This window comes from Brevibacillus brevis NBRC 100599, assembly GCF_000010165.1.
Classification (GTDB): domain Bacteria; phylum Bacillota; class Bacilli; order Brevibacillales; family Brevibacillaceae; genus Brevibacillus; species Brevibacillus brevis_D.
In genome coordinates, this window is sequence record NC_012491.1 from 4,347,501 (window position 1) to 4,360,579 (window position 13,079).

A 13,079-nucleotide genomic window follows, 5' to 3' on the forward strand; every position below is an offset into this window, starting at 1 on the left:
CGTGCAGCAGTCTTCATACGGCAAAATAGAAAGCTCGTACGTATCGATTTGACGAGAAATGTCCACGATATCTACCTTGTCCATGGCGACGAGTGGTCGCAGAATCGGAATTGAAATCACCTTGTTGATCGTGTCCATGCTTTCCAAGGTTTGCGATGCAACTTGACCGAGGCTTTCTCCTGTTGCGAGTGCCTTGGCATTCGTATTTTCCGCAACACGCTCCGAAATGCGCATCATGAAGCGACGCATGATGGTAATCAAATAGTCTTCTGGACATTTTTCACGAATGGCGGTCTGAATCTCGGTAAACGGTACAACGTGGAGACGGACAGTTCCTCCCCATTTCGTCAGCTTATGAGCCAAGTCACGTACTTTTTGCAAAGCGCGCTCGCTTGTAAACGGATAGCTGTGGAAGTGGATCGCTTCCAGCGTCACACCACGCTTCAGCATCATCCAACCCGCTACAGGACTGTCGATACCACCAGAAAGAAGCAGCAGTACTTTTCCACTCACCCCAACTGGCAAGCCACCTAGTCCCTTGATGGTTTCACAGCTAATGTAAGTACCCTCTGTGCGAATTTCTACATTCACGATGGTATCTGGCTCGTGCAAGTCTACGCTGATAGCTGGCAGAGCACGTAGGATGTGCGTTGCCACCATTCGATTTACTTCCATCGATTGAATCGGATAGCGTTTATCAGCACGACGGGAAACCACACGGAACGTACGTGGCTGTGGATTCAATTGACGAACCAACTCCAGCGCTTTTTCCTTGATCGTTTCAATATCAGGATCTACCTGGATCGTCGGACTAAAGGAAGAAATCCCAAAAACGCGCTTCAAACGCTCCATAACCGCGTAAGCGTCCTCGCCGTGCAGCTCCACGTACATCCGGCCGTAATTGCGTCGAACTTTTACTTTAAAAAACGAACGCAGTACGTTTCTCACGCTTTTTACAAGGGCCTCTTCGAATTGATCGCGGTTTTTTCCTTTAAGCGCCAACTCACCATAACGAATTAAAATAACATCGTAGTTCATGATTATCTCCTTTTAGTTGTCCACACTATTTTCTATGAGCGGGGGCAGGTTGTTGTTTGATATAGGTCCGAAGCACACTAACGCATTCCTCTAACGCCTTCAAAAACTGCTGAATGTCGTCCGGTGTATTTTCCCGGCCCAGACTGATCCGCAGAGATGACAACGCGCAATCCCGCTCGATGCCAATCGCAGTCAGAACTCTGCTCGGCTCATTGACTTTGGATGAACAGGCCGACTTGGTGGATATCAGAAAACCTTTTTCCTCCAAAGCATGCAACAGGACTTCTGCTTTTACTCCTGGTACTGACAAGTTCATAATATGAGGAGCCGTATTCGATTCCGGGGTATTCACAACACAACCTTCCATCGTTGCAATCCCCTCACGAAGCTGTTGATTCAATTTTTGCAGCCTGATCATCTCGACGCTGCCCAGTTCTTCTAGAATCCGGATTGCTTTTGCCATACCAGCGATGGCTGGGAGGTTTTCCGTTCCTGAGCGAACTCCCCCTTCTTGACCGCCACCCATCATCAACGGGTGAATGATCAAGCCTTCCCGTTTATACAAGATGCCAACTCCTCTGGGCCCGTAAAACTTGTGCGCAGAGACGCTCAGCAGATCGATCCCTGAATCCTTGATGCGCAAAGGAACTTTCCCAATTCCCTGGACAGCATCGACGTGAAACAGGACTTTCGGGAATTGCTTCAACCATTGTCCGATTTCTAGGATCGGTTGAATAGTTCCCAGCTCGTTGTTCACATGCATTACCGAAACAAGAATCGTATCCGGACGCATTGCTTTCTGAACAGCTTCTACCGATACGCGGCCTTCACGATCTACCGGCAGATATGTCACAGCAAATCCCAGACCTTCCAACTGTTTGCAAACATCGTAAACAGCCGGATGCTCTACCTGCGTCGTAATAATATGTTTCCCTCTGTTTTGATATTGAAAGGCTACGCCCTTAATCGCCGTATTATTGCTCTCCGTACCACCTGAAGTAAAAATAACTTCACTTTCTTTACAGCCCAAGTACTGAGCGGCAACCTTTCGCGCCTGCTTCAGTACATTTTCCGCCTCTACTCCTTTTTGATGCAAGGAAGACGGGTTTCCATAGTAGCTTTCCATCGCGCGTCTAACGGTTTCAATCACTTGAGGATGAGGCCGGGTAGTCGCACTGTTGTCCAAATAAATCACCAGTACACACCTTCCTAAGGGCAAGATGCCCGAATACTACGCTTCATCATAACATGACTTTTCGTAAAGAACATACAAAGTATTACACTTCTCGACCTTATTTTTCCCCGAGTGCATTGCTCTCAAAAGGCCAAATCAGACAATCTGAACAACCGTTCACAGACTATTCACGGATAAAGCGCTTACATCCAGATATAGGCTATTTACATTGGTTTGGCCTTTCGTTAGAATAGTCAATAAATTTAGATAAAAAACACCAACAAGGAGAGAACCACCATGACAGCACAAGCTATGCAAGAAGAAATCAAGAAGATGGAAGCCGAACTGAAAAGACTGCAAGCGGAACTGGCGAAGATGAACAAAAATATCCCTCAGTACGACCGCACGGATGTCGCATACCTAAATGAGGTGTACAACGCGTGACGCTTATTCGAATTCGATAGCGTGGTGACGGCATGAAGGCTTCGCCGTGACCACGCTATTTTTTGTAAAAAAACCGCTCCTGTCAGTTCGACGGAACGGTTTGGCTTGCTTCTATTTAAAGGGAATCTCCCCTACATACTCGCCAGAAAAAACTTCAGTAGCCGGACCCGTCATATAGACGCGATTATCCGCTTCCTTCCATTCAATAAAGAGATCGCCTCCTGCTAGGTGGACCGTGACTTTTCTTCCTGTCTTTCCACTCAAGTGGGCAGCTACTGCAGCAGCGCAAGCTCCCGTCCCACAGGCAAGCGTTACACCTGATCCTCTCTCCCATACCCGGAAAAGAATTTCCTCGTGATTCAATATTTGGATAAATTCAACGTTGGTTCGCTCAGGAAACCACTCGTGATACTCGATCATTGGCCCGTAGTGACGAACATCTTCTTCCTTCACTTCATCCACGAAAAGGATGGCATGAGGATTCCCCATCGAAACAGCCGTCATCGTAAACGCCGTTCCACCGACTTCGATCCCCTCTTCTCGCACCTGCTCTTCTGGAATGCCTGTCATCGGAATTGCTGCTCGCTCAAAACGAGGCTCTCCCATATCGATTGTTACTTGATCGACTCTACCATCTGCTCCTAGCGATACGACAGGAGTGACGGTCCCTCCCAATGTCTCCACGGTAAACGTTGTTTGCTCCGTCAAACCGTGATCGTATACGTACTTACTCACACAGCGCAAGCCGTTTCCGCAATTTTTTGCTTCGCTGCCATCATTGTTAAAGACCCGCATGCGAAAATCTGCTCGCTCAGATGGCATAATGAGGATCAGTCCATCACCGCCGATCCCAAAATTCCGATCACTCACTCTTCGTGCCAATTCGGGTAAATCTACACGTGATAAATCTTCCTCAAAACAGTTGACGTAAACGTAATCATTCCCCAAGCCATGCAGCTTTGTAAATTTCATCGTCCACTCCTCTTTCTCTTTCGTATGCTAGGTCTGACTCTTTTCTATGCCTATTATCTTATCACACCCCAGAGAATCGCGGTCGAATCAAAAGGTGGTATACTACCACTAGCATCGATGATGGGAAGAGGTGGAACAAGCATTGGATTATCATATTTTCCGCTATGCACTCGGAACGAAAAATGAAGCAAAACGCCTCGCTGTACAAAAAGCAACGGGAACGGAACCTTTCTGCATATCCGTCCCCTCTGGCGTAGCGGCTCAACCGATGAGTGAAGAAGAAACGATAACAGGAGCGATCAATCGGGCAAAAGCTGCACGTAGTCAAGCCCCGGAAGCAGACATCGGGCTAGGCTTGGAAGGCGGACTTATGTACGATGAGCGGTTTACAAAACAGTGGTATTTGATTTCCATCTGTGCAGCCTGGAATGGAAGTGAGCTATTTATTGGAAAGGGTTTGGCTTTTCCTATCCCGAATCAAGCTGTTCACCGAATCCAGCAGGAACAAATTGAGCTCAGTACCATCATAGATGAATGGGGGAAAACCGTCGGCAGTAATCATCGCGGCGGCGCCTATTCCCTTTTAACAGATAATCGCGTACGTCGTTCCGATGTGTTTTGTGACGCCGTGATCGCAGCCATTACGCCTTTTGTTTCCTCTTTGTACAAATAACATAAAAAACCCTCTCCAGCTAAACGAACCGGAGAGGGTTTGGGGTTGATGCTTTTAGCGAGCCGTATAATACGGGTAGATGACTAATGCGCCCAAAATGGCAACAGCACCTACGATCATCGCCCAGACTCCCAGCGTCTTCGAGTTGCGTCGATACGCCAGATAGCCAAGCACCATACCAATTGGAGCCACCAAGTACGGCATGAAAAACAAGGACAGGATCGATAAGCCCAAGCCAGTCATCCCGATACCGCTGGCCCGATTTCCCCGGTTTTCCTCGTCTGTGTCGATCTCACTGGCAGCACGACTCGTCGGAAACGGCTCGGCGATTTCCGCCGCCGCCTCGATGTCGTCATCTCTGACTTTGGCAACCGGTGAACGGTCCTCCTTTGTCAAAACAACGCCATCCAAACGCTCCGAAAAGTCTTTTCGCTCCTCATCTAGCTCGCCTGTATAGCGCTCTGTCAAGGAGTGGGGGTCATAGTGAACCCTGCGCCTCGACCGATCTTCCTCTTCGTCAAAGACGGCCTGTGTCCAGGTATTCGCTGCAAACTCCCTGTCGTGCTGATCAACGGTCTCGGAAAAACCGGTGTCTTCCTTCCGCTTCGCATCATTACGTTCGTGTCGATCCAACATAGCATGCTCAGCCCCTTTTTTGGTAAAGGATTAATTAAGTGAAGGAAGTAGCCTTATTGTCTGCCTACGTTGTACAATTTAAACGGGAGGCGAGAGAATGAAACCAGACAAAATCCTAACCATTGGCATTGATATTGACGGTACAGTCACATCACCCAGCAGTATTGTTCCGTTGATGAATGAGAGCTTTGGAAGAGATTTACGATATGAAGATTGTGTGGAATACAATTTAGCCAACGTGTATCAAATCACGGACGCAGAGTTTGAAATGTGGCTGGATCAAAATGGGGAGCGCCTATATGATGGTGCGCCTGTTCACGGAATAGCCGATCAGATTTTGCGCGATTGGTTTACCTCCCACAAGCTGGTATATATAAGTGCTCGTGAGGATCGTCACCGCGATGTGACGTTACAATGGTTTGCTCGCTACAATATCCCTCATCATGAAGTGGATTTGATTGGGAGCCACGACAAGCTGTCAGCTGCCCGCAAGTGGGGCGTGGACCTATTTTTGGAGGATCGTCTGGAGAACGCTTTGCAATTGTCAGAGGCGCTGCAAATTCCCGTGTTCTTGTTTGACACTCCGTATAACCAAGCTGCCTTACCTCCGCTCGTCCATCGAGTCACTTCTTGGGAAGAGGTTGCCCAAAAAGTCAACGAGCTTTTTCCAGCTAAGACAAGCGTATAGGTTGAATAGCAAAAAGACGTATCACCTTAAAGGGATACGTCCTTTTTGCGCCGAAGCGTTATTTCTTTTCGGATGTCTTCGGCTTGAACGTCAGACAACAGGTCTCAGACGATGTCTTAGCCTTATCCTGATGCTGCGTGTTTTGACCGTACTCGCCTGCGAATTCTTCTTTCAGGTTTACGGTGGCGTGTGCGTCAATCTCTACCATGATCTCTTCGGCGCTGCAAAGATTGCCCTTCGCCCAGTACTCACAGTTTGCTACAGAACATTTTACTGCTGGCATGTGCATTCACCCCCTAGAGGCTAGCCTTCACAACAACTCAGGGGCTTATACTTTGCCATTCACAGTGGAAACCAATACTCTACACAAGAAAGAAGTGGATGACATGTCGATTACCCGTATTGTCGTCATCACCGGAGCTTCTGGTGGCCTTGGTCTAGCTTTGACACGACTTCATTTGGAAAAAGGAGATTGTGTTATTGCCACTAGCCGGAAAACGATTACCCAGGAACTCGTTTCGTTACAAAAAGATTATCCGGATCGACTCCATCATTACCCGTTAGACGTCAGCAGCAACGAAGACATTCGGCAGTTCGCTGCATGGGTGCACATCCGCTTCGAACGATGCGATTTTCTTTACAACAATGCCGGGATGGCCGTCTTTGAATCACTCATCGAAATGCGCGTGGAGGAGCTGGAAGAAACACTGCGAACGAATATTTCCGGTGTTCTCTACACGACCCGTGCCTTTTTGCCGATGATGCTTCAGCAAAAGCAAGGGCATATTATCACGGTTGCTTCACTTGCTGGACAGGTCGCTACAGCCAAAGCTTCGGTATACGCTGCCAGCAAAGCAGCCGTCATCCGTTTTAGTGAAGGATTGCGTCATGAGCTGCAAGGTACTGGAATTGCTGTGACGTGTGCGATGCCAGGCCCGATTGACACCCCCTTTTTAGATAAGGCAGACAAAACAGGTAGCTATCGCAGCAAAGTAAGTCGGTATTTATTGACACCAGAACAAACGGCAAGAGCCATTTATCGAGCTGCGGAAGCAAAACGTCCGGAGGTTGCCATGCCATTTCGTCTACATGCGCTCTCCCGTATCTACTTTTTATTACCTCAGTGGCTAAAACACCTCGTCTCACCTCTCCTCAATCGGAAGTGATGAGGAATCCTCCAAGTTTTTCAATGCCCCGAATGCAAGAAGACCGAAAATGATACATACGGCTGCTCCGGCTCCAATGATCCCTTGAACGCCTAGGAAGGGTATGAGGACGCCAGAGACAGCCGCTCCCGCCGGCATTCCCGTCCCCGTAATCGTTCGAACGCTGGTTAACACCCGCCCCAAGAGAGCATCGGGCACCTGTTTTTGCAGGTAGCTTCTGTACATGATGTTATAGGGAGCAAAGCAAAAACCCGCCACAACCATCGAAGCCATTGCGATCTCCAACCGCGAGAATAAAGCGATTGGCAATGTCGTCAATCCCCACGCCACGATAATCCCTGCTAGCGTCGATCCCAACGGAAGTTTCCACGTAACCGTCGAGAAAAAGAGAGAGCCTAGTAATGCCCCGATTGCCAAAGCAGACCAAAGCATCCCTAACGCAACAGATCCCCCTGCCAAATCCTGATTCGCATACAGGGGTAATGCAATTTCAATGGGGCCATACGACATGTTAAACAAAAACGTAAAGAAAACAAGAATGATCAATTGCTTGCGTCCAAATAGGTAGCGATACCCTGTTCGCATGTCACTCCAGAGAGAACGAAAGAACACTCCCATTTGACCTTTTACAATCGTTGTAGGATTCGCACTTTTCGTAAGCTCACGAGGCAGCCTTGAGAAGCAGAAGGCACATACAAAAAAGCTAGCCGCATCAATCAATAGAACATAAGCTTCCCCAATCAACCCGATTAAAACTCCCGCGAGTGCCGGTCCAAACATATACACAATTTGCCATTGCGTTTCCATCACGCCATTTGCTTTGACCAATTGATTTTTGTCCGAGACGATTCTCGGCAACAATGTCTGCGCCCCAGCTGTGCTCAACGGAGAAAGGATTCCTGCAATCACAATCAGCACGTATATCACAAATAGTGGAACTTGATCGACCTGCAATAATGCGACCAACGCTATAAAAATAAGTCCTCGCGCGATATTGTCCATCATGATGAGCTTGCGTCGATCAAATCGATCCAGCAAAACTCCCGCTACTAAACCAGCAAAAACAGCAGGAAGCATATACGCAAGAACGACCCCACCCATCGCCGCAGGTGAGCCTGTTTTCTTCATGACAAACCACGTCAAGCCCATCCAGCCAAACTGATCCCCTAGACTAGACAAGAACATCCCCAGCCAATACCAGCGAAATGAACGCTGTTGCCATAATTCTTTCATGCTGCATCTTCCTTTTTCTCTATATTTCCATTCATTGTATAGTCAGATTAATACTTTTTCAACAATTATATTTATTAAATCTAAAAGTTTCGTTTTGTATCATAAAGAACCTCTGCTCCAAATAAGCAGAGGAATCTCTCCTACATCATTACTGTACGACTGCTATCTTTTTGTAGCTTACGACGGCTCCAAAGCCACAGAATTCCTGCTGCAACCCCAAACAAGCCAAGCCACACGGAGACAGCGGCACTACCGAACTGCTCCGCACTGAATCCGAGAATCAAGCAGCTCGCAGAAAAGCTTCCCATAGTCGCCATTTCCCGTATGGAAAAAACGCGAGCCAGATAAGCTGGATCAGACACACGTTGCAGCTTCGTCACAGACAATATCGATGAACTAAACTGAGCCGTTGATGCAAAGAGGATGGCGATTGCCAGTCCAAGTAGTAGTTTTGCATGAAACACGGCGATAATCGAGCATCCCATCGCTACGAGTGCCCAACCTTGGACACGCCAGGTTGCTTTCTCGCTCAGGCTGTCAGACAGCTTATTCACGGCAATCCCAGCGATCACACCTCCGAGTCCCAACGGAATATCGAGGAGTCCGAATACATACAAGCCCTCTCCCCGCTCCGTAAGAACATAGTACATCAACATGATGTAATAGGCGCCACATACCCGTTCCGCCATCTGATAGCCGATTACACTGCCAATTTCCCGATGCTTGCCAATATAACGGAAGCCCTCTTTTAGCCTTTCCATAAAAGGTGCAGCCGCTTTCGAATCAACAGAATTGGCGATATGCGGGAGCGGCAACAAGATGAACAGCGACAACAAATAACAGGCGGCATCGAGCAAAAAGTTGTAACGGTAGGAGAACAAGTAAACCAGAACTGCTGCTATACCCTGACAAACAATAATGAGAAACGAGGTCGTCCCCTGCAAAAGAGAATTGGCAGCTAACCTGTCCTTTTCCTCCACGGATTGTACGATCGCTACTTGCATGGCTGGTTGGAAAAAAGCACTGCAAATATTGACCAGGATCAATAACAAAAAAGCCACCCATAAGTAGGTCGCAGATGTGATGAAGAAAAACAAGCTGACGAGAATGCCGCGAAGCAGATTGACGACAATCATGACTCGCCGTTTATCCCAACTCTCCACTAGCGTCCCCGCGAAAAAGCTGGCAAATACATAAGGGAGCATGCGAAACACAGTCCCTGCCGCAAAGGAAAGACCCGATCCACTTAAATCATGTAAAAGTCCAACGACCGCAATAAATGTAAATTCATTTCCGATGATGTGTACAACGTGGGCCGTATACAAACGGCGAAAGACGGGATGTTGTAAGATCGCCACAGGAATGCACCCTCTCACCGTTTTCAATATTGTAGCATTTGTCGAAAAATATGCGCAAATCCATCTTGCGAAACGGATCGTTTTGTTGTTACAATACGTTCAAATAAAATTGAACGTCTAAAAGAAACAAAACATTCACGTTCAGAGAAACGAGGTTGATCGACTTGAAACGATACGTAGTTGTGGAAACTTTGGATCAATTAAAAGCTGTCAGCGATTCCTTGCGCCTACAGATCATCACGATGCTGGTCAAGGAGGAATACACAGGCAAGCAGCTTGCTACCCTTCTCTCCCTTTCTCCCTCTAAAGTGCATTATCACCTGAAGGAATTGGAAAGCCATGGCTTCGTTGCGGTCGTGCGTACGGAAGAAAAGAACGGGATCGTGCAAAAGTTTTATCGGGCAGTTGCTTACGACTTCAAGGTTAGTGATGATTTGCTACCCTCCCTGCGCGAAGACAGTATCCTTTTGCAGGAAACGATGATAAATCACCTGCGCTCCGGTATAAATCGCCTGTATAACGCACCAGACGAGTCATTCATGCTCTTTTCGGATCAAGAGGATCGTCCTCCTGCAATTGCAGTTAGCTCCGAATTGAGAGCACCTCAAAAAGAAATATTTGCTTGGCTCACTAAATATAAGGCCTTACTTGAGGAGCTATCCGAAATGGAAGATCGTTACTTAGAGCGGATAGCTGCTGGAGAAGCGGAGGATACAGTTGAAAACTTTTTCATGGTCACGGTCGGGTTCATGACGAATGAACGTTACTACGTCGCAGAAGACGATTCCTTGCCAGATAACTATGAGCACCAACCGTCTGAATTCAATAAGATTGTCGTGAAGAAAAAGAAGGAGGAAAATGGAGATGAGCACTCTGGCGACAAATAATTCCCTTTGGAAAAATGGATCGTTTGTGCGATTATGGTGCGGCACTTTATTTTCGGCAATGGCGGACGGAGCTTTCTTCATCCTGCTCAACTGGTATATCGTGAATGCCATCGGCTCAGGAGCAATCCTCGGCACGACTTTGATTTGTTTTTCCATCCCCCGTCTCCTCTTTATGCTGGCGGGCGGGGTGGCTGCTGATCGTTTGAATCGAAAATGGATTATGTTTTCCTCCCTTTTGGTGAGGGGAATTATTTTAGCCTGCTTCAGTTTGCTTATGCTTCAAGGAAATAGCGACTGGTTCCCAGTGAGCCTGTACGTCATGGCGGCTTTATTTGGAACAGTCGATGCATTTTTTTGGCCAGCACGCAGCTCGATTCTGCCCTCACTTGTCTCTCGAGAACAACTTTCGCCAGCTAACAGCTTAATGGAACTATGCCATCAGATTAGCATGGTTGCCGGACCGGTAGTTACTGCCTTATTAATTGGAACCGTTCGTTATCCGATCATGTTTTTGATCTTGGCATGCACATTCTTCGTAGGAACACTCTTTATACTCTCTCTCCATTCACACCCATACTCCAAAGACACGACATCAGAGTCAAGGGCAAGCTCCTATTTCAAGGATATCGTGGGAGGTATTCGTTTTACGTATTCAATCCCGATCCTCGCTCTTATTTTAACAACATCACTGTTCACCAACATGATGTTCTCTGGCCCAGTTAACATGATCATTCCCATTCATGTAAATGACCTCGGATGGGACGGTAGTGCTTTTAGTTCACTCAGTACCTCACTTGGAGTGGGCATGATTGTCGGCGGTATTTTGACTGCATTGTGTAAAGGATTCCGTGGAAAATTTATGTTACTCCCTGTCATTCTCGGATGTATGGGAGTTGGAATCAGCTCGTATTATTTCATTGAGGAGCTTTCCTATGGACTTGTCTCTCATTTTCTCATCGGAATGGCACTCAGTATGACGAACATTCCGTTTATCACCTACATTCAAAGTATCGTCCCTGCCAGCATGCTCGGTCGTGTCATGTCATTGCTTTCCTTGATGTCCGTTGGCTTCGGGCCAGTCAGCTATGCACTGTGCTCCTTTCTTCTCGCCAAAAACATCACAACACCGGGGCTTCTCTTATTCTTTGGCGGTATCATCTTTGTAAGTATCAGCCTTAGCCTGTTCTTTTTCCGCTCGTTCCGGAACATGGAGCAACATCCGAACTGGAAGCGACCTATGGTAGAGGAGCAGCAGCTTCCTGCCACCCTTTCTTCGTAACGCCTTTCCTATAAATAGAAAGAACGCGCACCACGCAAGCATGAGCTCTTGCAGGTACGCGTTCCGCTATTTATACGGTTTGTTCTTTTTCGGCTAGGACCTTTATCAGCTGACGAGCACCAAAGCCCATCCGGGTAACTACCCCTGCCTCATTGCGGACGAAGTGGATAAACATATCCGTTTCTCCCCGCTTCATGACGAAGCTGTCTTCTCCTACTGAACGAAGTGGAATATTCGCTCCATTACTCTTGGCTACCAGCCCGTTCTCTTCGATTTCTACCGATACAGTAGCCCCTTCAGACGAGCGATACTCCCCCGTAAATGCAGCGAGTGCATCTACAGAAATTTCATAATCCGAATATTCGAACGGCACTGCATCCGGAGAGCGTCCATTGGTTGCGTTTAAAATGCCATGCATCAAATCGGCCATTGGCCCGCCATCTGTGTTCATCAGTACGGCTCCTGTCAAGCCCCGCTCCGGTAAAACAAAAATTTGTGCCGCAACTCCCTTAATCGCTCCACCATGCTCAATCAGTGTTCCATCATGGCAATTGGCTACAAACAATCCATAGCCGTATGCTTGAAACGGCGAAATCGAGACATGAGGCGCCGTCAAGTCCTGCACACTCTCCGATGAGAGCAAGCGATTCTCGCCCACCAATCCACCCGTTCTAAATATTTCCGTATAGCGCAATAGATCGTGAATGGTCGATTTCAGAAAACCAGCCGCACGCATCGATGGTGAATCCCACCATGAAGGGGAACGGTATACCTCACCGCCATCCTTAGGGCTTTTCCGCGTGAATAGCGTAGCGACCTCAGCTTCCTCAGGCAAATCTTCGACGAGAAAGGCACTGTTCTTCATCCCCGCAGGCTCCAAAATATGATCCTGCACAAACTGCTCGTAAGATATCCCGCTCACTCGTTCAATAATCAGTCCGAGCATGGCGTAACTGTCGTTGGAGTAGCTAAATTCCGTTCCAGGCGCACCTAAAAACTCGTAATTCAGCTTGCCAATATAGGCCATGAATTCTTCTTTTGTATTGATCTCTTCCACTTTCTCGAGATCAAAAGCAAGACTGGAGCTAGAGGACAGGTCATCCCCTCCCTCCACAATGCTTCTTTTCATTGCACCCGCTAATGTATCCAAAGGAGGAAAACCTGCGGTATGTGTCATCAGATGCTGGATCGTGATCTCCCGGGTATAAGCTTCATTAGGCGTGCGGAGCTCAGGGAGATACTTGATGACCGGATCATGAACAGATAGCTTTCCTGCGTCTTGAAGCTGCATGATGGCGACACATGTAAAGGACTTGGTCACAGAACCGATGCCAAACACCGTATCAGGGGTTAATGCTTTTGCATCTTCTGTGTCGTCTGCCAAACCGAAGCCATGGAAATACCTTAGCACTCCTTGCTCTGCCAATCCGACTACTGTTCCTGTTACTTTTGCCTCTGCAAGTAGCTTTTGCGCGTATTCCTCAAACGACTGTACCCAATCCGCCATGTTCCTTCTCCCCTTTTTCGTTAA

Annotated in this window: 14 protein-coding genes (1 of these 14 only partly in view); 6 read left to right on the forward strand and 8 right to left on the reverse strand. The window is 47.7% G+C overall.

Features of this window, described 5'->3' with window-relative positions; genetic code table 11:
* On the reverse strand, positions 1-1,038 hold the 5' portion of the coding sequence (thiI, locus tag BBR47_RS20665; RefSeq protein WP_015892361.1) for a tRNA uracil 4-sulfurtransferase ThiI. The gene continues 162 nt to the left of window position 1, outside the view; 1,038 of the gene's 1,200 nt are visible here — the first part of the coding sequence; it begins with the start codon at positions 1,036-1,038; its stop codon lies off the left edge, out of view.
* Positions 1,039-1,063: 25 nt separating this feature from the next.
* The gene (locus BBR47_RS20670) at positions 1,064-2,233 is read right to left on the reverse strand and encodes a cysteine desulfurase family protein (protein WP_081437255.1); all 1,170 of its coding nucleotides are present in this window, start codon (positions 2,231-2,233) and stop codon (positions 1,064-1,066) included.
* Between the two features lie 276 nt (positions 2,234-2,509).
* Between BBR47_RS20670 and BBR47_RS31365 the strand changes: the two genes are divergently transcribed.
* Positions 2,510-2,656 (forward strand): hypothetical protein, encoded by a 147-nt coding sequence (locus tag BBR47_RS31365; protein WP_015892363.1) that lies wholly within the window; start codon positions 2,510-2,512, stop codon positions 2,654-2,656.
* Positions 2,657-2,767: 111 nt separating this feature from the next.
* Here the strand turns inward: BBR47_RS31365 and dapF are convergent, their stop codons facing one another.
* The gene (gene dapF / locus BBR47_RS20675; RefSeq protein ID WP_015892364.1) at positions 2,768-3,628 is read right to left on the reverse strand and encodes a diaminopimelate epimerase; all 861 of its coding nucleotides are present in this window, start codon (positions 3,626-3,628) and stop codon (positions 2,768-2,770) included.
* A gap of 142 nt (positions 3,629-3,770) precedes the next feature.
* On the opposite strand from dapF, the gene BBR47_RS20680 reads away from it, so the two are divergent.
* Positions 3,771-4,301: a DUF84 family protein gene (locus BBR47_RS20680; RefSeq protein WP_231850500.1), complete on the forward strand. Its 531-nt coding sequence runs from the start codon at positions 3,771-3,773 to the stop codon at positions 4,299-4,301.
* Between the two features lie 54 nt (positions 4,302-4,355).
* Here BBR47_RS20680 and BBR47_RS20685 read toward each other — a convergent pair whose 3' ends face one another.
* Positions 4,356-4,937: a hypothetical protein gene (locus BBR47_RS20685; RefSeq protein ID WP_015892366.1), complete on the reverse strand. Its 582-nt coding sequence runs from the start codon at positions 4,935-4,937 to the stop codon at positions 4,356-4,358.
* 97 nt (positions 4,938-5,034) lie between these two features.
* Here BBR47_RS20685 and BBR47_RS20690 point away from each other — a divergent pair, with 97 nt between their 5' ends.
* Entirely contained in the window at positions 5,035-5,625 is a 591-nt protein-coding gene (locus BBR47_RS20690) for a 5' nucleotidase, NT5C type (RefSeq protein ID WP_015892367.1), read from the forward strand.
* Positions 5,626-5,683: 58 nt separating this feature from the next.
* On the opposite strand, the gene BBR47_RS20695 is transcribed toward BBR47_RS20690, so the two are convergent.
* The gene (locus BBR47_RS20695; protein ID WP_015892368.1) at positions 5,684-5,908 is read right to left on the reverse strand and encodes a DUF1540 domain-containing protein; all 225 of its coding nucleotides are present in this window, start codon (positions 5,906-5,908) and stop codon (positions 5,684-5,686) included.
* A 52-nt stretch (positions 5,909-5,960) separates the two neighbouring features.
* Here BBR47_RS20695 and BBR47_RS20700 point away from each other — a divergent pair, with 52 nt between their 5' ends.
* Positions 5,961-6,791, forward strand: coding sequence for an SDR family NAD(P)-dependent oxidoreductase (locus tag BBR47_RS20700; RefSeq protein WP_081437256.1), 831 nt, complete (start codon positions 5,961-5,963; stop codon positions 6,789-6,791).
* On the opposite strand, the gene BBR47_RS20705 is transcribed toward BBR47_RS20700, so the two are convergent.
* Together BBR47_RS20705 and BBR47_RS30495 are read right to left on the reverse strand one after the other, a co-directional pair.
* Positions 6,768-8,024, reverse strand: coding sequence for an MFS transporter (locus BBR47_RS20705; RefSeq protein WP_015892370.1), 1,257 nt, complete (start codon positions 8,022-8,024; stop codon positions 6,768-6,770). The two genes, BBR47_RS20700 and BBR47_RS20705, sit on opposite strands and share 24 nt — an antisense overlap.
* Before the next feature lie 140 nt (positions 8,025-8,164).
* A complete protein-coding gene (locus BBR47_RS30495; RefSeq protein ID WP_081437257.1) occupies positions 8,165-9,382 on the reverse strand; it encodes an MFS transporter in 1,218 nt (405 codons plus the stop codon).
* A gap of 164 nt (positions 9,383-9,546) precedes the next feature.
* Between BBR47_RS30495 and BBR47_RS20715 the strand changes: the two genes are divergently transcribed.
* Complete coding sequence (locus BBR47_RS20715) at positions 9,547-10,269, forward strand: transcriptional regulator (RefSeq protein ID WP_015892372.1); 723 nt, start codon at positions 9,547-9,549, stop codon at positions 10,267-10,269.
* Complete coding sequence (locus BBR47_RS20720) at positions 10,241-11,548, forward strand: MFS transporter (protein WP_015892373.1); 1,308 nt, start codon at positions 10,241-10,243, stop codon at positions 11,546-11,548. The genes BBR47_RS20715 and BBR47_RS20720 overlap by 29 nt, the downstream gene beginning before the upstream one ends.
* Before the next feature lie 70 nt (positions 11,549-11,618).
* Here BBR47_RS20720 and BBR47_RS20725 read toward each other — a convergent pair whose 3' ends face one another.
* Positions 11,619-13,055: a serine hydrolase domain-containing protein gene (locus BBR47_RS20725; protein WP_015892374.1), complete on the reverse strand. Its 1,437-nt coding sequence runs from the start codon at positions 13,053-13,055 to the stop codon at positions 11,619-11,621.
* Positions 13,056-13,079: the final 24 nt, after the last annotated feature.

What these genes read in the sequence shown, in the direction of transcription:
- BBR47_RS31365 (WP_015892363.1), top strand. Translation starts at nt 2,510, where the DNA reads ATGACAGCACAAGCTATGCAAGAAGAAATCAAGAAGATGGAAGCCGAA.
- dapF (WP_015892364.1), bottom strand. Translation starts at nt 3,628, where the DNA reads ATGAAATTTACAAAGCTGCATGGCTTGGGGAATGATTACGTTTACGTC.
- BBR47_RS20685 (WP_015892366.1), bottom strand. Translation starts at nt 4,937, where the DNA reads ATGTTGGATCGACACGAACGTAATGATGCGAAGCGGAAGGAAGACACC.
- BBR47_RS20690 (WP_015892367.1), top strand. Translation starts at nt 5,035, where the DNA reads ATGAAACCAGACAAAATCCTAACCATTGGCATTGATATTGACGGTACA.
- BBR47_RS20695 (WP_015892368.1), bottom strand. Translation starts at nt 5,908, where the DNA reads ATGCCAGCAGTAAAATGTTCTGTAGCAAACTGTGAGTACTGGGCGAAG.
- BBR47_RS20705 (WP_015892370.1), bottom strand. Translation starts at nt 8,024, where the DNA reads ATGAAAGAATTATGGCAACAGCGTTCATTTCGCTGGTATTGGCTGGGG.
- BBR47_RS20720 (WP_015892373.1), top strand. Translation starts at nt 10,241, where the DNA reads ATGGAGATGAGCACTCTGGCGACAAATAATTCCCTTTGGAAAAATGGA.
- BBR47_RS20725 (WP_015892374.1), bottom strand. Translation starts at nt 13,055, where the DNA reads ATGGCGGATTGGGTACAGTCGTTTGAGGAATACGCGCAAAAGCTACTT.